Genomic DNA, 20468 nt, shown 5'->3' on the forward strand with positions numbered 1-20468 from the left:
CCGCCCCTCGCCTACGCCTGCTTCTCGGGACGACCGATGCGCACGCGCCAGACCTCCGGGCCGCTCTCCAGGTAGTCCCAGGTGAACTGGCCGGGCCACTCCGCCTCGAACTGGTAGCGCAGCGGCTTGGGGTCGTGGTCGTTGACCAGCACGAAACCGGTGCCGGGCGCGAGGTCGTGATACGTCTGCTCGATCAGCTCGTGGCGGCGCCGCGGGATCTCCTCGCGGACGTCAAGGATCTGGTCCTCCGTAGTGCTTCCGTCGGTCATGCTTCCTCCTCGTGGGTGGGTGGGGTGGTGCTCTCCAGCCGCGCCAGGTAGTGCATGGCGCCGTTGATCCGCTCGGCCTCGTCCGGAGAGGTCGTCCGCAGCGCCCAGTACGCCTTGGCGGCGAGCCGGTTGGCCGCCTGCGGCTGACCGTTCTGGCCGAGGGCACGCAGCGTCTTGACCAGGATGCCGGTCGTCGCGGCCACGGTCGCCCGCAGCTCGTCCTCGGCGCTCATCGATGCCTCCAGCGGATGCGTGCGACCGGTCCGCCCGGTCGCATTTAGGCTATTTCTACCACGCGCCTCGCGCCCCTCGACGGCCGGTCGTCGCAGCGCCGGCGGCGCGGCGAACTACGCTGTCCTGCATGGAGGCACTCGACCGCCACATCGTCCAGGTCCTGGCGCACGACGGACGCGCCTCGTTCGCCGACCTCGGACGCCAGGTCGGCCTGTCCACCTCGGCCGTCCACCAGCGGGTCAAGCGGCTGGAGGAGAAGGGCATCATCAAGGGCTACCGCGCGGTCGTGGACTACCCGTCCGTCGGGCTGCCGATGACCGCCCTCATGTCCGTCACCCCGTTCGACCCCTCCGCCGAGGACGACATCCCCGAGCGTCTCTCCGACATCGAGGAGATCGTCGCCTGCTGGTCGGTCGCCGGTGACGAGTACTACGTCCTTCTCATCCGGGTCGGCCGCCCGCAGGACCTCGAGGAGCTGCTGGCGCGGATCCGCCAGCGGGGGGAGTGCTCGACCGTGACCACCATCGTCCTGTCCACCCCCTGGGAGGACCGGCTCGGGGCCCTGCCCGCCGAGGACTACACGGTCTGACGCGGGGCGGGTCGTGGCGAAGAAGAAGGTGGCGGGCGGCACCCCTGCGACGGTTGCGCTGGAGCGCGCGGGGATCAGGTATGACGTGCGTTCCTACGTGCACGACCCCGCCTCGGTGAGCTTCGGGCTGGAGGCGGCAGAGGCGCTCGGCGTCGAGCCCGCCCGCGTGTTCAAGACGTTGCTGGTGGACACCGACAAGGGGCTGGGCGTGGGCATCGTCCCCGTCGACCACCTGCTCGACCTGAAGGCGGTGGCGGCCGCGCTCGGCGCCAAGAAGGCCACGATGGCCGACCCCGCCGTCGCCGAGCGGGTCACCGGCTACGTCGTCGGCGGCATCAGCCCGGTGGGGCAGAAGAAGGCGCTGCCGACCGTGCTCGACGCCTCCGCCGGGCAGCACGCCACGATCCTGGTCAGCGGCGGCAGGCGCGGGCTCGACCTCGAGCTCGCGCCCTCGGACCTGCTGACGGTGGTGCGGGGGAGCAGCGCCCCGATCGCGCGGAGCAGCTAGGGGGCCTGCGCCCCCACGTACTCCGCCAGGTGCCGCCCGGTGAGCGTCGTGCGGCCGGCGACCAGCTCGGCCGGCGTCCCCTCGAAGACGACCCGGCCTCCCTCGTGGCCGGCGCCGGGGCCGAGGTCGATGACCCAGTCGGCGTGGGCCATCACGGCCTGGTGGTGCTCGATGACGATGACCGTGCGGCCGGCGTCGACGAGCCGGTCGAGCAGCGCGAGCAGGTTCTCCACGTCGGCCAGGTGCAGCCCGGTCGTCGGCTCGTCGAGGATGTAGACCTCGCCCTTCTCGCCCATCTGCGCCGCGAGCTTGAGACGCTGCCGCTCCCCGCCCGACAGGGTCGTCAGCGGCTGGCCCAGCGTGACGTAGCCCAGGCCCACGTCCTCCAGCCGCGAGAGGATCTTGTGCGCCGCCGGGAGCCGCGCCTCGCCCCCGCCGAAGAAGGCCTCCGCCTCGGCGACCGGCATCGCGAGCACCTGGCTGATGTCCTTGCCGCCGAGGGTGAACTCCAGCACCGCCGCCTGGAAGCGCCGGCCCTCGCACTCGTCGCAGGTCGTGGCGACCCCGGCCATCATCGCCAGGTCGGTGTAGACCACGCCCGCGCCCTTGCAGGTCGGGCAGGCGCCGTCGGAGTTGGGGCTGAAGAGCGCCGGCTTGACGCCGTTGGCCTTGGCGAAGGCCTTGCGGATCGGCTCCAGCAGCCCGGTGTACGTCGCCGGGTTGGACCGGCGTGAGCCCTTGATCGCGGCCTGGTCGATGACGACGACCCCGTCCTCCTTGGCCAGCGAGCCGTGGATGAGCGAGCTCTTGCCGCTGCCGGCCACGCCGGTCACCACGGTCAGCACGCCGGTCGGCACGTCCACGTCGACGTCCTGCAGGTTGTTCCGGTCGGCGCCGCGGATCTCGAGCACGCCGGTCCGGGCGCGCACCTCGTCCTTGAGCCGCGCCCGGTCGTCCAGGTGCTGGCCGGTGAGCGTCCCGCTGGCCCGCAGGCCCTCCACACTGCCCTGGTAGACGACCTGGCCGCCACCGGTCCCGGCGCCCGGACCCAGGTCCACGACGTGGTCGGCGATCACGATCATCTCGGGCTTGTGCTCCACGACCAGCACCGTGTTGCCCTTGTCCCGCAGCTGCTCCAGCAGGGCGTTCATCCGCTGGATGTCGTGCGGGTGCAGCCCGATCGACGGTTCGTCGAAGACGTAGGTCACGTCGGTCAGCGACGACCCGAGGTGCCGGATCATCTTGGTCCGCTGCGCCTCGCCGCCGGACAGCGTGCCCGCGGGCCGGTCCAGCGAGAGGTAGCCCAGCCCGATCCCCACGAAGGAGTCCAGCGTCTCGCGCAGCCCCTGCAGCAGCGGTGCCACCGACGGCTCGTCCAGCTCGTGCACCCATGCGGCCAGGTCGCTGATCTGCATCGCGCACGCGTCGGCGATCGAGATGCCCCTCACCCTCGAGGACCGCGCGGCCTCGTTGAGCCGGGTGCCGTTGCACTCAGGGCAGGTCGCGAAGGTCACCGCCCGGTCCACGAACGCGCGGATGTGCGGCTGCATCGCCTCCCGGTCCTTGGCCAGGAAGCTCTTGCTGATCTTGGGTATGAGGCCCTCGAACGTGACGTTGATGCCCTCCACCTTGATCCGGGTGGGCTCCTTGAACAGCAGGGTGGTCAGCTCGCGCTTGGTGAACATCTTGATCGGCTTGTCCGGGTCGAAGAAGCCGCTGGCTCGGTAGATCCGCCCGTACCACCCCTCCATGCTGTAGCCGGGGATCGTCAGCGCGCCCTCGTTGAGGGACTTCTCCTCGTCGTACAGGGCGCTGCGGTCGAAGTCGGTGACCCTGCCCGTGCCCTCGCACCGCGGGCACATGCCGCCGGCGATGCTGAACTCGCGTCGTTCCTTGACCTTCTCGCCGGCCTTCTCGATCGTCACCGCCCCCGCCCCGGAGATCGAGGCGACGTTGAACGAGAACGCCTTGGCGGTGCCGATGTGCGGCTCGCCCAGCCGGCTGAAGAGGATCCGCAGCATCGCGTTGACGTCGGTGGCGGTGCCCACGGTCGAGCGCACGTTGGCGCCCATCCGCTCCTGGTCGACGATGATCGCCGTGGTCAACCCCTCGAGCAGGTCGACGTCCGGCCGCCCGAGCGTGGGCATGAAGCCCTGGACGAAGGTCGAGTAGGTCTCGTTGATCATCCGCTGCGACTCGGCGGCGATCGTGGCGAACACCAGCGAGCTCTTGCCGGAGCCGGAGACGCCGGTGAACACGCTCAGCCGCCGCTTGGGCAGCTCGACGCTGACGTCGCGCAGGTTGTTCTCCCGCGCGCCCTGCACGCGGATGAGATCGTGGCCGTCTGCGGGGTGCCTGGAGCTCGTCACGGGGCGTGAATCTACACGCCCCGTGCGGCGGACGCGTGCGGGTTCAGGCCAGCTGGTCCACCGACGCCTGGCGCGAGGCGGCCGCCTGCGTGGTCGCCGCGGCCTCGTCGGCCTCGGCCGTCCCCACGGTGTGCTGGCGCCACCACTCCTGGCCGGAGGCGGGGAGGGTGTCGATCGGGTCGTAGTAGACGTACTCCGCGCTGGTCACGTCGACGTCCTCGCCCTCGATCGAGGTGCGGTAGTTCTTGCTCCAGTAGGAGATGCCACGCTCGGTGTCGTAGGTGTCCACCTGGTGCACCCAGCGCTTGCCGACGAACGGCACGTCGCAGACGATCCGCGGCGTGGAGAAGCCGGGCAGGTAGCCGAGCAGCGAGTGCTGCAGGTGCTGGGCCTGCGCCAGCGAGACGCGCCAGTGCTCGCTGAACGGGATCATGTCGCACATGTAGAAGTAGTAGGGCGTGATCATCGCGTCGTCGGCCAGCGCGAAGCACAGGTCGAGCAGCTGCTGGGAGCTGTCGTTGACGCCCCGCATGAGCACCCCCTGGTTGCGCACGTCGCGCAGACCGGCCTCGAGCATCGTGCGGGAGGCCCTGGCCACCAGCGGCGTGACCGACTGCGCGGAGTTGACGTGGGTGTGGATCGCCAGGCCGACGCCGCGCGCACGGGCCTTCCTCGCCACCCGCTCCACGCCCTCGACGGTCTCCGGCGCCAGCCAGTGCTGCGGCATACCCATCAGCGCCTTGGTGGCCAGCCGCACGTCGCGGATCGACTCGATCTCCAGCAGCTGGTCCAGCCACGCCTCGAGGTTCTTCCACGGCATGTTGGCCACGTCGCCGCCGGAGACGACCACGTCGCGCACGCCCGGGGTCGCGCGCAGGTAGTCGAGGATCGCGGTGTGCCGGTCGACCGGTTTGCCGGCCAGCTTGAGCTTGGTGACCTGCGGCGTGGAGTTGCCGACGAGGTCCATGCGGGTGCAGTGCCCGCAGTACTGCGGGCAGGTCGGCAGCATCTCGGCCAGCACCTTGGTCGGGTAGCGGTGCGTGAGCCCCTCGGCGACCCACATGTCGTGCTCGTGCAGCGAGTCGCGCGTGGCGTAGGGGTGGGAGGACCAGTCGGTGCGGCGGTCGGAGAGGACCGGCAGCATGTAGCGGCGGACCGGGTCGGCGTAGAACGCCCTGGTGAACTCCTCGCCGGGGGCCGGCATCCGTCCGTCCGGCCAGGTCATCTCGCTGACCATCGTGTTCATCATCTGCGGCGGCACGAGCATCGACATCGTCGCGCGCAGCTGCTGGTCCTTCTCCAGGTCCTCGTAGAACTCCTCGGTGAGCAGGTCGCCCATGAGGGTGCGCAGCTGGCGCAGGTTCTTCACGCAGCTCACCCGCTGCCACTGGACGTCCTCCCACTGCTCGGCGGTGATCTCCCGCCACCCCGGGAAGCGGGTCCAGTCCGGCTCCACGAGCTCACGGTGCTGGTAGACGTAGGGCTGCTCGATCTCGACGCTCATGCGTGCCATGATAAGGACAACGTCCTGCGAAAGCGACAACACGCAGGACGATCTGCTGTCTCAGCGTGTCGCGGAAGGACGATGACTGGTATGCCGCTCTCCTCGCCGTTCGGGGTGCACCGCGTGCTCGACCCCGCTGCAGACCTGGCCGCCGTGACGCTGCCGCAGACCGCCCGTCGCCTCGACGCCTCGCCCCGGCTGGCGCCGGACGAGGTGCGCATCGACGTGGAGGTCCTCAACCTGGACGCCGCCTCCTACCGCCAGCTGCGCGAGAAGAACTCCGCCCCCGACGGCACCGTCGACGGCGAGGCGGTACGCGCCGAGGTGCTGAGCATCGTCGCCGAGCGCGGCAAGATGCAGAACCCGGTCACCGGGTCCGGCGGCATGCTCATCGGCACCGTCGCCGAGGTGGGGCCGCAGAGCCCGCTCGGGCTGCGGGTCGGCGACCGCGTCGCCACCCTGGTCTCGCTCTCGCTCACCCCGCTGGCGATCAGCGACGGCCTGGAGCGCTGGGACGGGACGGGGGAGCGGGTGCCCGCCTCCGGGCACGCGATCCTCTTCGGCCGCTCGATCGCCGCGGTCCTGCCCGAGGACATCGACCCCGAGCTGTCGCTCATGGTGATGGACGTCTGCGGCGCGCCCGCCCTCGTGCGCCGGGTGGTCCAGGGGTATGCGGTCTCCGGCCGTGCCCCGTCCGTCGCCGTCCTGGGTGGTGCCGGCAAGTCCGGCTCGCTGTCGCTGGCCGCCGCCCGCGACGCGGGCGCCGGTCGCGTGGTGGCGGTCGTGCCCTTCGAGGCCGAGGCCGCGATGCTGCGCGGCACCGGCCTGGCCGACGAGGTCGTCCTCGCCGACGCGCGCGCCCCGCTGGCGCTCGAGGAGGCCGTGCGCGGAGCAGGCGGACCGGTCGACGTCACCGTCGTCTGCGTCGACGTGCCGGGGGCCGAGCAGCCGGCGATCATGATCACCGCCCAGGGAGGCACGGTCGTCTACTTCTCGATGGCGACCAGCTTCTCCGCCGCCGCGCTCGGGGCCGAGGGCCTGGCCGCCGACGTGACGATGCTGGTGGGCAACGGCTACACGCCGGGCCACGCCGACTACGCCCTGTCCCTGCTGCGGGGGAACCGCGCCGTGCGCGCACTCTTCGAGTCCCGCCTCGCCGCCGAGAGCACCGCCGGGCACACTGGGCAGGCGTGAGCACCCTTTTTCTTCGCGGCGGTCCCGTCCACCTGCCGGACGGCGCGCCGCCGGCGAGCGCCCTGCTCGTCGACGGGTCGACCGTCGCCTGGATCGGCGACGCCGCCGACGCCCCCGACGCCGACGAGGTCCTCGACCTCGGCGGCGCGCTCGTCCTGCCCGGCTTCTGCGACGCCCACGTGCACCTGACCATGACCGGTCAGGGCCTCGACGGCGTCGACCTGTCCGGCACCACGTCGGTGACCCAGGCTCTGGCGCTGGTGGAGCAGGCCGCCCGCTCCGTGCGGGGCCGGCCGATCTACGCCCACTCCTGGGACGAGACCCGCTGGGGCGAGCAGCGGCCCGTCACCTCCGCGGAGCTGGACCGCGCCTCCTACGGCGGCGTGGTCTACATGCCGCGGGTGGACGCCCACTCCGCGTGCGTCTCGACCGCGATGGCGACGATCGCGCGCGTCACCGACCTCGACGGCTGGGACGGGACCGGCGTCGCCACCCGGGAGGCCTTCGCCGCGGTCACCAACGCCTTCACCTCCTCGCTCACGCAGACCGACCGCGAACGCCACGTCGGCCTCGCCCTGGCCAGCGCCGCACGCCACGGGATCACCCTGCTGCACGAGACCGGCGCCCCGCACCTGACGAGCCACGACGACCTCCGCTCGGTCCTGGAGGCCGGGCAGGCGCCCGACGTGCCCGACGTCGTCACCTACTGGGGCGAGATCGGCGACGACGCCGCGGCGGTCGCCGAGCTGACCGGCTATCTCGGCGTCCTGGGGCTGGCCGGGGACCTGTGCGCCGACGGCTCCTTCGGGTCGTTCACCGCCCACCTGAGCGAGCCGTACACCGGCACGGAGGAGCACGGCTGGGCCTACCTCACGGTCGAGGAGGTCCGTGACCACGTCGTCGCCTGCACCCGGGCCGGTGTCCAGGCCGGCGGTCACGTCATCGGCGACGCCGCGCTGCGCACCATGGCCGAGGGCGTCCGGCTCGCCGCGCAGGTCGTGGGACCCGACGCCGTACGTGCCGCCCGTCACCGGTGGGAGCACGTCGAGCTGCCCGACGCCGACGTGCTGGCCGCGATGGCCGACCTCGGCATCTGGGCGAGCGTCCAGCCCATGTTCGACGGACTCTGGGGCGGGGCCGACGGCATGTACGCCGCCCGCCTCGGCGTGGACCGTGCCCTCGCGGCCGTGCCGCTGCGCGACATGCTCGACGCCGGTGTGCGGATCGCGCTCGGCTCGGACAGCCCGATCACGCCGCTCGGCCCGTGGGCGGCCGTGCGCGCCGCCGTCCGGCACCACAACCCGGCGCAACGGCTCACGGTGGCCGAGGCGTTCGCCGCCCACACCCGCGGCGGCTACGAGCTGGCCGGCCGCGAGGGGGGCCGGCTGCGCGTCGGCGGCCCCGCCACGTACGTGGTCTGGGACGACGGTGCCGGGGGGGCGGTGGAGACCGACCCGACCACCGGCCTGCCCGTCCTCGACGGGCCAGACCGTGCCCTCCCCGTCGCGCGGCGCACCGTCGTCGCCGGAGTGACCGCATACCAGCGAGAAGGAGCCTGAGTGAGCCCCACCACCGTCGCCCCGCCCCCGCGGCTCGAGCTCGACCCCAAGGTCGTCCGCAAGGCCCGCGCCCTGGCCGGACGGCTGGGCCGGCCGGTCGTCGACATCGCCCGCAGCCACACGACCGTCTCGGTCGAGCGCGCGACGCTGCGCCTGGCGGGCCTGGCGGGCGCCGACCACGAGCGGGTGCCGTGGGTCAACCACCTCGTCGACGCCGTCCGCGACCAGGTCGGCCTCGAGCACGGCGTGACCACCCCGGTGTGGGACGCGCTGCGCCGTGAGGAGGCGCCCGACCTGCTCACCCTCGCCCAAAAGGCCTCCACGGGGTCGGTGAGCTTCCGCACACCGGAGAGGAAGGGCGAGCTGACCGCCGCCCGGCGCGCCGCCCGCGGCGCCGTCCGGCCCGGGATCCGCCGGATCGACCAGCAGCGCCGCGCCCGCGACCGGCTCGTCGGCCGGCTCGGCGACCCGCCGCACCGACCCTGGGTCTACCTCATCGTGGCCACCGGCGACATCTACGAGGACATCCCGCAGGCCCAGGCCGCCGCACGCGCCGGCGCCGACGTCATCGCGGTGATCCGCTCCACGGGGCAGTCGCTGCTCGACTACGTGCCCGAGGGCGCCACCCGGGAGGGCTTCGCCGGCACCTACGCCACCCAGGAGAACTTCCGGCTCATGCGCGCCGCGCTGGACGAGGTGAGCAGGGAGCTGGGCCGCTACGTGCGGCTGACCAACTACGCCTCCGGGCTGTGCATGCCCGAGATCGCCGCCCTGGCCGGCATGGAGCGGCTGGACATGATGCTCAACGACTCGATGTACGGCATCCTGTTCCGGGACATCAACCCGGTGCGCACCTTCGTCGACCAGCGCTTCTCCCGGCAGGTGCACGCCCGCGCCGGCATCATCATCAACACCGGCGAGGACAACTACCTGACCACCGCCGACGCCGTCGAGGCCGCGCACACGGTCACCGTCTCCCAGCTGATGAACGAGTACTTCGGCAAGGAGGCAGGCCTGGAGGACTGGCAGCTGGGCCTGGGCCACGCCTTCGAGATCAACCCCGAGGTGGACGAGTCCTTCCGGCTCGAGCTGGCGCACGCGCTGCTGGCCCGCCAGCTCTTCCCGGACGCGCCGCTGAAGTGGATGCCGCCGACCAAGCACATGACCGGCGACGTCTTCATGGGCTACCTGCTCGACGGCTTCTTCAACCTGGCGGGCGCGATGACCGGCCAGTCGATCCTGCTGGTGGGGATGATGACCGAGGCTGTCGTCACGCCCTGGCTGTCCGACCGCGACCTGGCCCTGCAGAACGTGCGCTACGTGCAGCGCGCCGCCGGCGGCCTCACCGAGGACTTCCACCCGCCCCGCGACGGGTTCGTCCAGACGCGCGCCCGCCAGGTCCTCGCCGAGGCGGTCGACCTGCTGGACCGGATCACTTCCGAGAAGGCTCCGAAGGGTTCGGCGCCGCTGCTCGAGGCGATCGGCGACGGCACCTTCGGCCTGATGAAGCGGCCCAAGGACGGCGGCAAGGGCCTGGACGGCGTCGCCCGCCGCGCCGACGACTACGACAACCCCGCCATCACCCTGCTCGAGGAGGGCACCCGATGACCGAGAAGGCCGAGCAGCCCACCGTGATCCGTCCCTACGGCGACACCACCGGCGACGGCATGGTGCAGACGTCGTTCACGCTGCCGGTCCCGCACGACAAGCGGGCCGAGGGCGCCGCCCTGCAGCTGGCCGCCAAGATGGGTCTGTCACCGGCCCTGCTCGTCCACGCCAAGGCGGTCGGCCCGGCGCACACCTTCTTCGTCGTCTACGGCAGCGTCAGCCACCTGGTGGACCTCTCCGCGGTGCACGTGGTCGAGCGCGACTTCCCGCTGCTGAGCCCCAAGGACGTCAACGCGGTGATCAAGAAGGAGCTGCGCCGCCCCCTGGTCGTCGTGGGTGCCTGCATCGGCACCGACGCCCACACCGTCGGCATCGACGCGATCCTCAACATCAAGGGCTTCGCAGGCGAGAAGGGGCTGGAGTACTACTCCGAGATCCAGGTGGTCAACCTCGGCGCCCAGGTGCTGGTCCCCGAGCTCGTCGAGCGGGCCCGCGAGGAGCAGGCCGACGCCGTGCTCGTCTCCCAGGTCGTCACCCAGCGCGACGCGCACATCCACAACACCACCCAGATGTCGGCGGCCTTCCGCGAGGCCTACCCGGCCGGTCGGGTCCCGCTCCTGGTGGTCGGCGGCCCCCGCTTCGAGGAGGGTTCGGCTCAGCGGCTCGGCGTGGACCGGATCTTCGGCAAGGGCACCACGCCCGCGGAGGTCGCCTCCTACCTCGTCCACGCCGCCCTGACACCGAAGACCACCGAGAGGACCTCAGCATGAGCACCCACGAGCCCGCGTCCAGGCCCGCCGCCGTCGGCATGGGCGTCACGCACGCCCGCTACGTGCCCTACTCGCACGCCCACTACGCCGGCAACCTCGTCGACGGGGCCTACAGCCTGGCCCTGTTCGGCGACGTCGCCACCGAGCTGTGCATCCGCACCGACGGGGACGAGGGGCTGTTCGCCTCCTACAGCGAGGTGCAGTTCCTCGCCCCGGTCCGCGCCGGGGACTGCCTGGAGGTCAGCGCCACGCTCGTGCGGGTCGGCTCGCGCAGCCGGGAGATGGACTTCGAGGTGCGCGTCACCGCGCGCGGCGCGACCGGTCGCGGTGCCTCGGCCGCCGACGTGCTCGAGCCCGCGGTGGTCGCCACCCGGGCCCGCGGCACGGTCGTCGTGCCGCCCGCCGGCTGAGCCCGCACCTACGTCGCAACGGGTCCGGCGTGTCGCGGGAGACACGCCGCTGAACGTCTCCTGGGGGCCGCAGCACGTCGCCGGCAGCACACCCACTGACCTGCAGGGATCCGCATCGTCGCAGGTCAGCCTGCTGTTGACACCCGCGCGCCGGCCGCATAGTTTCGTGGGGTCCCCGTGACAAACGTCAACGACGTCAGGGGGAGCCAGGGCCCCGCCCACCGAGTAGACAACGGGGCCGTGCCGGTCGCCAGCCGCCACGGTCTCGGCCCCAAAGGTGGCCGGGGCCCGGCCGTACCTCGGGGCAGCGGCACGTAGATATCCCAGGGGTCTAACTTGTCAAGCGGCGGCGTGGTGACGGTGTGCCCAGGCGGTGTGCTCGTCGTAGGGCGTGCCGTGTTTGAGGCAGCCGTGCAGGATCCCGATCCATCGGTTGCCCAGGGCGCGTAGGGCTTCGTGGTGCTCGTAGTCGGCGGCGCGGCGTTCGTCGTAGTAGGCGCGGGCGCCGGGGCTGCCGGTCAGGGAGCAGAAGGCCCACTGGTCGACCGCGTCGTAGAGGCGCTTGTTGCGCACGTACCGGGCCAGCACGATCTTCTTCTTGCCCGAGGCCTTGGTGATGGGTGAGGTGCCGGCGTAGTTCCTGCGAGACTTGGCGTCAGCGAAGCGTTCGGGGTCGTCCCCGAGCTCGCCGAGCACCCGGGCGCCGAGGACGTCACTCAGGCCTGGCAGCGAGAGGTAGATGTCGGCGTCCGGGTGCTGCTCAAAAGACTGTTCCAGCTGGGTCTCGAGGTCGGCGATCTGGGTGTTGAACGCGACCAGCAGCCCGACGAGGGCCTTGGTGCTCGCGGCGTAGGCCTCGACGACCGGGGCCGGAGCGGCCAGCTGCTCGGTTCGTAGCCCTTCCTGGATCCGTTCGGCGGTGGCGTCCAGGTAGCGGCGACGCCCGCCGGCGCGCAGCGCGGCCTTGATCTGGGACAGGGTCAACTTCGCCCCGGTGAGCGGGTCGGGTGCTCGGCCGAGGACGGCCAGGGCGTCGCGGTGGTCCAGGTCCTCGAACGCGACGAGGGCGGCGGGATAGTACTCGCGCAGCGCGCTGCGCAGCCGGTTGGTCTCCCGGGAACGGGACCAGACGAGGTTCTGGTGCGCCCGGGCGATGACCTTGACGCCCTCCACCTGCGCACTGTCCCCGGCGACGAGCCGGTGGTTGTGCGCATCGGTGCGGACCAGGTCGGCCAGCATCTTGGCGTCGCCGGCGTCGGACTTGGCACCGCTGACATGGTGCCGGTCCCGGTACCGCGCGGCGGCCCTGGGGTTGATCGCGTGGACCTGGTACCCCGCTGCGACCAGCGCGTTGACCCACAGTCCCCGATCGGTCTCGATCCCGACGCGCACCTGCGCGGGGTCCTCGGCGTGCGCACCGAGGAGGGCGTGCAGGGCCGTGACGCCCTCGATGCCCTCCCCGAACCTCTTGGCCGCGAGCTTCTTGCCCGCCTCGTCCATCACGTAGACGTCGTGGTGATCCTCTGCCCAGTCGTTGCCGACGAAGATCACTGCCACCACCTCCTGCACTCGTCGGTATGTCCTTCTCTGGTGAGCCGAGACCGCCCCGGTAGCGACCTAATGGATCAGTGCTCACCCACGAACCGAGAGGGGCACGACATCCCAGTAGCACTCAACGGGCGACCTACCCGCGGGCCGGGACACGATCTACGTATAGAGGTTCACATGCGACCTCAGGCTGAGAGCGGTGTTCACCGGCCGACGGCTCGGCCCCAGCCTCCCACCCGAGACTGCCTCGGAGTAGGTGGCTGCACTCCCATTAGGCTGGCCCGCGTGCTGCCCCACCGACTCCTGCTCGCGGTCCTGGGCGGGGTCGCGATCCTGCTGGCCTTCCCCGGGTACGACGTGTGGTGGCTCGCCCCGGTCGGCTGCGGCGCCCTGGCGCTGGCGACGGCCGGTGCCCGCTGGACCACCGGCGCGCTGTGCGGAGTCCTGCTCGGCCTGACCTGGTTCACGCCGATGTTCGCCTGGGCCAGCACCTACGCCGGTCCGATGCCGTGGCTGGCGATGAGCGCCGCCTCCGCCCTCTACCCGGGCGCGCTGGGGGCCCTCCTGGCGCTGCTCCAGCGCGGGGGAGCGGTGCGTCCCCTCGTCGGAGCCGCGGCCTGGGTGCTGATGGAGCACGCCCGCTCGGTCACCCCCTTCGGCGGCTTCCCCTGGGCGCGACTGAGCTTCAGCCAGGCGGACTCCCCGCTGCTGGGCGCGGTCAGCCTCGTCGCGGTGCCGGGACTGGGTCTCCTCGTGGCACTGGTCGGCGGCCTCCTCGCCGTGGCGGCGCAGCGGCTCCTGGACCGCCGCCGACCCGACCGGGTCCGGGCCCTCGCGGCCCTCGGTGCAGCTCTCGTCCTCGTGCTGGCCCCCCTCCTCGTCCCGCGCCCCACCGCCGGCCAGCAGATCACCGTCGCCGCCGTCCAGGGCGACATCCCGCCCGGCTTCACCCGCACCCTGACCGCCGACCCCGGCACCATGCTGCAGCGCTACACCGACCGGACCCACGACCTGGCGGCCTCCGTGCGCGCCGGCACCACCCCATACCCCGACCTCGTGCTGTGGCCCGAGGGAGCGACCGACCTCGACCCGCTCGGGGCGCGCACCGGGGCGCTCGCCACCGAGCGGATCATGGCGGCGGTCGAGGACGTCGACGCCCCCGTCGTCCTCGGCGGCACCTCGCGCCGGGGGGATCCGGACGGCCCTCCCTGGAACATGGTCTTCAGCTACCTGCCGGGGGAGGGCCTGGACCGGACCTACAGCAAGGTCTACCTGGCGCCGTTCGGGGAGTTCATGCCGCTGCGACCGCTGATGCGGCACCTGAGCCCGTGGGTGGACCGGATCGCCGACTTCGCCGCCGGGGACCGTCCCGGCGTGATGCCGGTCCCGTTGCGCGACGGGGGGCAGGTCGACCTCGGGCTGGCCATCTGCTTCGAGGTCGTCGTCGACCCCGCCGTGCGCGACGTCGTCCTCGGCGGCGCCGACCTGCTCGTCGTGCCGACCAGCAACGCCTGGTTCGGCGAGGGTGACCAGTCGGTGCAGCACATCGCCGCCTCCCGGGTCCGCGCGGTCGAGTACGGCCGCTCGGTGGTCCACATCAGCAACGTCGGCGTCTCCGGGCTCATCACCCCCGACGGCGTCGTCCACGAGCGCACCGGGCTGTTCACCGAGGCCGTCCTGGTGGGTGAGCTGCCGCTGCGCAGTGCCCGCACCCTGGCCCTGACCACTGGGCCGTGGGTCGCCCCGGCCGCCCTCGTGGTGGTGCTGGCCGGGCTGCTGCGAGCCCGTAGGCTGCCCCGGTGACCCAGACCCCCCGCGCGCCGATCGAGCGGCTCTGTGTGTGCGTGCCGACCTACGACGAGGTCGACAACCTGGAGATGATCGTCCGCCGGATCCGCACCGCGGTCCCGCGCGCCGACGTCCTGGTGCTCGACGACAACAGCCCGGACGGGACCGGCGAGCTGGCCGACCGGCTGGCCGCCGCGGACCCGCAGGTCCACGTCCTGCACCGCCCCGGCAAGCAGGGGCTCGGGCCGGCCTACCTGGCCGGCTTCCGGTGGGCGGACGAGCGCGGCTACGACGCCGTGGTCGAGATCGACGCCGACGGGTCCCACCAGCCCGAGCAGCTGCCCTCGCTGCTGGCCGCGGCCGCCGACGCGGACGTCGTCGTCGGCTCGCGGTGGGTGCCCGGCGGCTCGGTGCACAACTGGCCGCTGCACCGCCGGGCACTGTCCGTCGGCGCCAACACCTACGCTCGCCTGGCCCTCGGGATCGACGTGCGCGACGCCACCGCGGGCTTCCGGGTCTACCGCCTCTCCGCGCTGCGCGCCATGGACACCCACGACGTGGCCTCACAGGGCTACTGCTTCCAGGTCGACCTCACCCTGCGGGCGGTGGACCGGGGACTGACCGTCGTGGAGGTCCCGGTCGCCTTCGTCGAGCGGGAGGTGGGCACCTCCAAGATGGACGACTCCATCGTGCGCGAGGCCGCCGTGCGGGTCGGGGTATGGGGCGTGCAGCGGCGCGCGCGCCAGCTGCGGGAACGTCTGGGCCGCGTGCGACGTTCCACCTGGCACCACCTGTAGGAGGAGCTCGATGAGCATGACCGCCGGTCCCGGAGCCCGACCGCGCCGCCGCAGCTGGGTGCGCTGGCTGCTCGTGGCGCTCGTCCTGCTGCCCCTGCTCGAGATCGTCGTCCTCATCGCGGTCGGCCGCTCGATCGGGCTCGGCTGGACCATCCTGCTGCTCATCGGGATGGCGGTCGTGGGCACCTGGCTGGCCCGCAGGGAGACCGGGCGCACCTTCGGGGCGCTGCGGCGAGCCGTGGACTCCGGCAGGATGCCCACCGACGAGGCCACCGACGCGATGCTGGTCGGCCTGGGCGCCTTCCTGCTCATCCTGCCCGGCTTCCTCAGCGACGTCGTCGGGCTCGTGCTCATCCTGCCGTTCACCCGCCCGCTGGCTCGCCGGCTGCTCCAGCTGGTGGTCGCCCAGCAGGCCCTGCGCCTGCGCGTCGTGGCCGGGATGCCCACCGGTCCTCGCCGAGCCTCCGCGCCCGGACGCGGCGACGTGATCGAGGGCGAGGTCGTCTCCGAGGAGCCCGCGCCGGGGACCTGGCAGGGACCCACCCGCCTGGGACCCTGAGCTGCGCAGACCTGTCCGACTGGCCCTGTCGGGCCGTTGTCGCTACCATTGAAAGACTTCCCCGTGCTGCGCCGTCCTCCGACGGGACGCCGTGACGCCTGCGTGCCGGGAGGGAACACCGTGGCTCCCGGCCGCGTTGAAACGTGAGTCACACGATGCACATGACCGACCGACGAAATTCTCCGTGTCACCGACACGATTGGAGTGCACATGGCTGAGAGGTCCCTCCGCGGAACGAACCTGAGCTGGCTGTCTTTCGAGAGCGACGAGGGCGTGACGTTCAGCGAGCGTCGCATCACCCGCTACATCTGCCCCGACGGGCACATCAGCGAGCTGCCCTTCTCGGTCGAGGCCGAGATCCCGCCACTGTGGGAGTGCCGCTGCGGCCTGGACGCCAAGCTCGTCGACGGGCCCGAGCCCGAGCTCAAGCCGACCAAGCACCAGCGGACCCACTGGGACATGCTGCTCGAGCGCCGCTCCATCCCCGAGCTGGAGGAGCTGCTCGAGGAGCGCCTCGACCTGCTGCGCATCCAGCGCGGGCAGAAGTCGAGCCGCAAGCGCACCGCCTGAGCACCGCACACCTCGCCTGACGGCCCCGGACCACCACGGTCCGGGGCCGTCCTGCGCTGGCCGAGCAGCTAGACGACCTTCGGCTGCTCGTTGCCGGCCGCCTCGATCCCCTCGCGCATCCGGACCCGGGTCAGGATCAGGCCGCCGACGACGAAGAAGACGATCGTGACCAGGATCGCCGGCCGGTAGGAACCGCTGAGCTGGTAGATCAGGCCGAACGCCAGCGTGCCGAACCAGCTGGTCCCGCGCTCCATGGCCTGGTAGAAGCTGAAGAACTCCGACTCGCGGCCCCGTGGCACGAGCTGGGAGTACAGCGAGCGGGACAGCGCCTGGGTCCCGCCCATCACGGTGCCGATGAGGACCGCGCAGATCATCCAGACGCCGAAGGCGCCGCTGGGCACGAAGTAGGCGAAGGCCACGACCAGCGTCCACATGACGATGCCGCCGAGCACCGTTCGTTTCGCCCCGAGCCTCCCGGCGACGATCCCGAACCCGAGCGCTCCGAAGAAGGCGACGAACTGCACCACGAGGATCGTGATGGTCATCTGCGCGGTGTCGAAGCCGAGCGCCTCCGTGCCGTAGAGGCTGGCCGAGGCGATGACCGTCTGGATGCCGTCGTTGAAGAACAGGTAGGCGAGCAGGAAGGTCAGGGTCTGCGGGTAGTTGCGCAGCTCGCCGAAGGTCGACCGCAGCTGGGCGAACGTGCCGCCGACCACACCCTCGGAGCGCTCCACCGGGGTCGCGGTGGTGCCCCGGATCCTGCGCAGGCCCACGACCGGGATGATCGTGAAGACGGCCCACCACAGACCGGCCGAGAGCAGCGAGAGCCGGATCGCCATGCCGTAGGTCAGGCCGAGACCCTCGTAGGTCTGCAGCACGACGAGGTTGAGGACGAGGAGCAGGCCGCCGCCCAGGTAGCCCAGCGCCCAGGCCCTGGAGGAGACCTTGTCCCGGTCGTCGGGGTGGGCGATGCGGTTGAGCAGCGCGTCGTAGACGACCTGCGAGGCGCCCAGGCACATCGTGGCGATCACGATCAGCAGCACGCCGAGCTGCCAGTTGGTGCCCTGGAGGAAGAACATCAGGGACGCCGCGGTCGCCCCGGCCCAGGCCAGCCCGCCCAGCAGCCAGGTGGGGCGCGGGTGCCGGTCGGCGATGGCCCCGACGAAGAGCAGGACCAGCGCGGAGAGCACCGTGGCCACGGTGATCGTGTAGGGCGCCACCGACCCCACCGCCACCGGGACGCCCAGCACCCGCAGCGTGGCGTCGCAGACCTCGCCGGAAGCCAGGTCGGGGCACGCGTCGTTGCGCGCCAGCGAGGTCAGGTAAGGGCTGATCAGGACCGTGCCCGTGGTGGTCACGTAGGCGGAGTTGGCCCAGTCGTACCAGCCCCATGCCCGTTGGTGGCCCTTCGTGCGCTCGAGGGCGGGATCGGCCCGGAGCTGGCCGCTCGTCGTGGTCATGGCCGAAGCGTGACACATGGGCGGGGTCGCCAGCGGTTGCGACCCGGCCGAGCCTGGTCAAGAGTAGACAGGTCAGCACCCCCGACGAGAAGGAGCCAGCCATGGGAATGGGCGACAAGATCCAGAACGCCGCAGAAGAGGCCAAGGGCAAGGTCAAGGAGGGCGTCGGCGACGCGACGGACAACGAGCGCCTGCAGGCGGAGGGCCTCGGCGACCAGGCCGAGGCCAACGTCAAGCAGGCCGGCGAGAAGGCCAAGGACGCCTGGAAGGACGCGACCGACGGCTGAGCCGCGGGCTCGCGACAACGAGGAGGGCCGGTCGGTGGGTGCATCCCGTCGGCCGGTCCTGCTCGTCCGGGCCGGTCAGGTCCTGGTCGTGTCCGCGTCCTGCGGCTGCCCGTCCTGGGGCTGACCGTCCTCCGTGTCCCGGTGCCGGCGGCGCTGGACCATCAGACCCATCGGCCCGACCACGCGCCCGCGCAGGGACGCCGTCCGGCGGGCCGCGTGGTGATCCGTACCCTCCGCCGCGTGCGCCGCGCCCCGCTCCTGCTCGACCCGGTCGTGGGCCTCCCGCGCGCGCATCTGGACGACGGGTGCCTGCTCCTCGGCGAGGAGCGCCGCGCGGCGGCCCTGGTCGGTGAGGGGATGCACCTCGTCGGCGCGCCGTCTGCCGGTGCGCAGGTCCAGCTGCTCGCTGGCGTAACGCAGCAGGCTCACAGCGGTCGCGGTGACGGGCACGGCGAGGAAGGCGCCGACGATGCCCCACCGGGTGCCGCCCGCGGCGACCGCGAGCAGGATGATCCCCGGGTGCAGGTCCATGCTGCGGCTCTGCAGCAGCGGGGTCAGGACGTTGCCCTCCAGCTGCTGGACGGCCAGCACGATGACGAGCACCCACACGGCGGTCATGAAGCCGGAGGAGACCAGCGCGACGAGCACTGCCAGCGCACCGGCGGTCACCGCACCCACGATCGGGATGAAGCCGGCGAAGAAGGTGATGAGCGCCAGCGCGAACGCCATGGGCACACCCAGGAGCAGCAGGCCCAGCCCGATGAACACCGCGTCGACGAGCGACACCAGGGCCTGGGCCCGGATGAAGCCGCCGAGAGTCGTCCACATCCGGGCCAGCGCCTCGGTCAGGTGGATGCCGGCCGAGGCACCGACGGACCGACGCAGCCAGGGCAGGAACCGGTCCCCGTCCTTGAGGAAGAAGAAGGTCAGCACGAGCACCAGCGCCAGCGTCACGAGGACCGAGCCTGCGGTCGAGACGCCGCTGAGCACGCCGGAGGCGATGTTGCTGGACTGCTCCTGCAACCACTGCGTGGCGCGGTCGACGTACTCGTTGACCTGCGCGCTCTCCAGGTTGAGGGGCGGACCGGAGAGCCAGTCGTGCACGATCTGAAGACCCTGGCTGGCCTGACGCACGATGAGCTGCCCCTGGTTGACCACGCTCGGAGCGATGGCGGCGAGGCTGCCGACGAAGATACCGAGCGCCAGGAGGAGCACGGTGGCCGCACCCACACCCGCCGGCCACCGGTGGCGGCGCAGCCACCGGACGGGAGGCCAGAGCACCGTGGAGACGATGAGGGCGAGGATCAGGGGCAGCACCCCCACCCACAGCTTGCCGACGACGTAGAAGAGCACGGCCAGCGCCGCCGCGATGAGCAGGAAGCGCCAGGCCCAGGAGGCCGCGCCTCGAAGCCCCTGAAGGATGAGCGGTCCGCGGTCCACCACCCCCTCCGGCGCGTCGGGGTCGGGCCGCGGCTCAGGACGGCCTGGGGGGCGGTCGTCGCCGTCGAGGTCGGCGGGGTCCGTCCCGCCGGACATGGTGTCGGTCACGAGGCCAAGCCTGTCACGACGTGGGGGAGGGGTGCTGGCTGAGTCCGCAGGAGACCTCCACGGTGCCACCGGCCGGGACCTGGAGCGCGCCGTCGCCGGTGGCCGCGGTCTCCACGCAGACGAAGCGCAACCACTCGTCGTCGCCGAGGTCCCTCATGCCCGCAGTCTTCTCCGCCCACGGGTTCCACACCACCGTCTGTGTCGCGCCCGAGGGGCGCACGTCGTGGTGCAGCAGCGCGGCGCGGTCCTCGACCAGCATCGGCCCGCTACGGTCGTAGACGCGGTCGGTCTCGCCGACCAGCACCAGCGGTCCGTCCTGCTGCTCCCGGCGCCCGGTGGTCTTGTCCAGGTACTCCGCGCCCTCCAGCCCCAGGATCTGCACGTCGCGCACGTCGTCCACACCGAGATAGGTGTGCAGCGCCACCTCTGCCCAATAGTCCTGCTCACCGGTGTTCGTCACCCGCAGGGCCAGCGTCAGCACCTCGGCCGGCACGTCGAGGGATACGGCGTAGCGGAGCAGGAACGGGCCGGGCAGGTGCTCCGTCCCGGGGTCACCGGCGACGTCGTCGGAGGACAGCGCCCAGGCCCAGACCTCGCTGTCGACCACGTCCGTGGGGCGCCAGGTGGCGGTGCGCGCCAGCCCGTGCGAGGGCTGCAGCCCGCCCTGCGGGCCGCCGCCGAACCAGGGGAAGCAGATCGGCACGCCTCCCCGGATCGCCGCCGAGCCGTCGAGGACGGCGTGCTCGGACAGCCAGACGCGGGAGATGCCGTCGACCGACCAGGCGGCCAGGTGGGCACCGTGGTCGAAGGCCACCAGCCGGGACCGTCCGGCCGCGTGCGTGCGCGGCGTCAGGATGCTCATGCGCCCAGCGTAGGCGGCGCGTGGCACAGTGGCGG

General features: G+C 72.0%; 20 protein-coding genes. 12 read left to right on the forward strand and 8 right to left on the reverse strand.

Annotated elements, in window-relative coordinates:
* Window positions 1-11 precede the first annotated feature (11 nt).
* A complete protein-coding gene (locus DV701_RS02895) occupies window positions 12-269 on the reverse strand; it encodes a DUF2249 domain-containing protein (protein WP_114926993.1) in 258 nt (85 codons plus the stop codon).
* On the reverse strand, window positions 266-502 hold the full coding sequence (locus DV701_RS02900) for a hypothetical protein (RefSeq protein ID WP_114926994.1): 237 nt from the start codon (window positions 500-502) through the stop codon (window positions 266-268). The genes DV701_RS02895 and DV701_RS02900 overlap by 4 nt, the downstream gene beginning before the upstream one ends.
* 128 nt (window positions 503-630) lie before the next feature.
* Between DV701_RS02900 and DV701_RS02905 the strand changes: the two genes are divergently transcribed.
* Both DV701_RS02905 and ybaK read left to right on the forward strand, forming a co-directional pair.
* Window positions 631-1092, forward strand: coding sequence for an Lrp/AsnC family transcriptional regulator (locus DV701_RS02905; RefSeq protein ID WP_114926995.1), 462 nt, complete (start codon window positions 631-633; stop codon window positions 1090-1092).
* 13 nt (window positions 1093-1105) lie between these two features.
* Window positions 1106-1600 carry a Cys-tRNA(Pro) deacylase gene (ybaK, locus tag DV701_RS02910; RefSeq protein WP_114926996.1) on the forward strand — a complete coding sequence of 165 codons (495 nt, stop codon included), beginning with the start codon at window positions 1106-1108 and terminating at the stop codon, window positions 1598-1600.
* Here ybaK and DV701_RS02915 read toward each other — a convergent pair.
* Entirely contained in the window at window positions 1597-3969 is a 2373-nt protein-coding gene (locus tag DV701_RS02915) for an ATP-binding cassette domain-containing protein (protein ID WP_114926997.1), read from the reverse strand. The genes ybaK and DV701_RS02915 overlap by 4 nt on opposite strands.
* Window positions 3970-4012: 43 nt before the next feature.
* The gene (locus tag DV701_RS02920) at window positions 4013-5473 is read right to left on the reverse strand and encodes a KamA family radical SAM protein (protein ID WP_114930659.1); all 1461 of its coding nucleotides are present in this window, start codon (window positions 5471-5473) and stop codon (window positions 4013-4015) included.
* Window positions 5474-5563: 90 nt separating this feature from the next.
* Here DV701_RS02920 and kdd point away from each other — a divergent pair, with 90 nt between their 5' ends.
* Genes kdd through kal form a run of 5 tightly spaced genes read left to right on the forward strand, consistent with a single transcriptional unit; the run spans window position 5564 to window position 11014 of the window.
* A complete protein-coding gene (gene kdd, locus DV701_RS02925; RefSeq protein ID WP_114926998.1) occupies window positions 5564-6667 on the forward strand; it encodes an L-erythro-3,5-diaminohexanoate dehydrogenase in 1104 nt (367 codons plus the stop codon).
* Window positions 6664-8226, forward strand: coding sequence for an amidohydrolase (locus DV701_RS02930; RefSeq protein ID WP_114926999.1), 1563 nt, complete (start codon window positions 6664-6666; stop codon window positions 8224-8226). Before kdd ends, DV701_RS02930 begins: the two co-directional genes overlap by 4 nt.
* Window positions 8227-9834: a lysine 5,6-aminomutase subunit alpha gene (gene kamD / locus DV701_RS02935; RefSeq protein ID WP_114927000.1), complete on the forward strand. Its 1608-nt coding sequence runs from the start codon at window positions 8227-8229 to the stop codon at window positions 9832-9834.
* Entirely contained in the window at window positions 9831-10604 is a 774-nt protein-coding gene (gene kamE, locus DV701_RS02940; protein ID WP_114927001.1) for a lysine 5,6-aminomutase subunit beta, read from the forward strand. Before kamD ends, kamE begins: the two co-directional genes overlap by 4 nt.
* Window positions 10601-11014: a 3-aminobutyryl-CoA ammonia lyase gene (kal, locus tag DV701_RS02945; RefSeq protein ID WP_114927002.1), complete on the forward strand. Its 414-nt coding sequence runs from the start codon at window positions 10601-10603 to the stop codon at window positions 11012-11014. Before kamE ends, kal begins: the two co-directional genes overlap by 4 nt.
* A gap of 339 nt (window positions 11015-11353) precedes the next feature.
* Here kal and DV701_RS02950 read toward each other — a convergent pair whose 3' ends face one another.
* Entirely contained in the window at window positions 11354-12565 is a 1212-nt protein-coding gene (locus tag DV701_RS02950; RefSeq protein WP_114930661.1) for an IS110 family RNA-guided transposase, read from the reverse strand.
* Window positions 12566-12847: 282 nt separating this feature from the next.
* On the opposite strand from DV701_RS02950, the gene lnt reads away from it, so the two are divergent.
* From lnt to DV701_RS02970, 4 genes are all read left to right on the forward strand, one after another.
* Window positions 12848-14365, forward strand: coding sequence for an apolipoprotein N-acyltransferase (gene lnt / locus DV701_RS02955; RefSeq protein ID WP_228255188.1), 1518 nt, complete (start codon window positions 12848-12850; stop codon window positions 14363-14365).
* Window positions 14362-15147, forward strand: a complete 786-nt coding sequence (locus DV701_RS02960) for a polyprenol monophosphomannose synthase (RefSeq protein WP_114927004.1) — start codon at window positions 14362-14364, stop codon at window positions 15145-15147. The genes lnt and DV701_RS02960 overlap by 4 nt, the downstream gene beginning before the upstream one ends.
* 10 nt (window positions 15148-15157) lie before the next feature.
* Window positions 15158-15706, forward strand: coding sequence for an FxsA family protein (locus DV701_RS02965; RefSeq protein ID WP_114927005.1), 549 nt, complete (start codon window positions 15158-15160; stop codon window positions 15704-15706).
* A 210-nt stretch (window positions 15707-15916) separates the two neighbouring features.
* Window positions 15917-16276, forward strand: a complete 360-nt coding sequence (locus DV701_RS02970) for an RNA polymerase-binding protein RbpA (protein ID WP_114927006.1) — start codon at window positions 15917-15919, stop codon at window positions 16274-16276.
* A 68-nt stretch (window positions 16277-16344) separates the two neighbouring features.
* On the opposite strand, the gene DV701_RS02975 is transcribed toward DV701_RS02970, so the two are convergent.
* Window positions 16345-17736, reverse strand: coding sequence for an MFS transporter (locus DV701_RS02975; RefSeq protein WP_114927007.1), 1392 nt, complete (start codon window positions 17734-17736; stop codon window positions 16345-16347).
* A gap of 101 nt (window positions 17737-17837) precedes the next feature.
* Between DV701_RS02975 and DV701_RS02980 the strand changes: the two genes are divergently transcribed.
* The gene (locus DV701_RS02980; protein ID WP_114927008.1) at window positions 17838-18023 is read left to right on the forward strand and encodes a CsbD family protein; all 186 of its coding nucleotides are present in this window, start codon (window positions 17838-17840) and stop codon (window positions 18021-18023) included.
* A 75-nt stretch (window positions 18024-18098) separates the two neighbouring features.
* Here the strand turns inward: DV701_RS02980 and DV701_RS02985 are convergent, their stop codons facing one another.
* Both DV701_RS02985 and DV701_RS02990 read right to left on the reverse strand, forming a co-directional pair.
* Entirely contained in the window at window positions 18099-19571 is a 1473-nt protein-coding gene (locus DV701_RS02985) for an AI-2E family transporter (protein WP_228255189.1), read from the reverse strand.
* Between the two features lie 13 nt (window positions 19572-19584).
* Window positions 19585-20433 (reverse strand): aldose epimerase family protein, encoded by an 849-nt coding sequence (locus DV701_RS02990; RefSeq protein ID WP_162802761.1) that lies wholly within the window; start codon window positions 20431-20433, stop codon window positions 19585-19587.
* Window positions 20434-20468: the final 35 nt, after the last annotated feature.

This window comes from Ornithinimicrobium avium, assembly GCF_003351765.1.
GTDB classification, from domain to species: Bacteria; Actinomycetota; Actinomycetes; order Actinomycetales; family Dermatophilaceae; genus Ornithinicoccus; species Ornithinicoccus avius.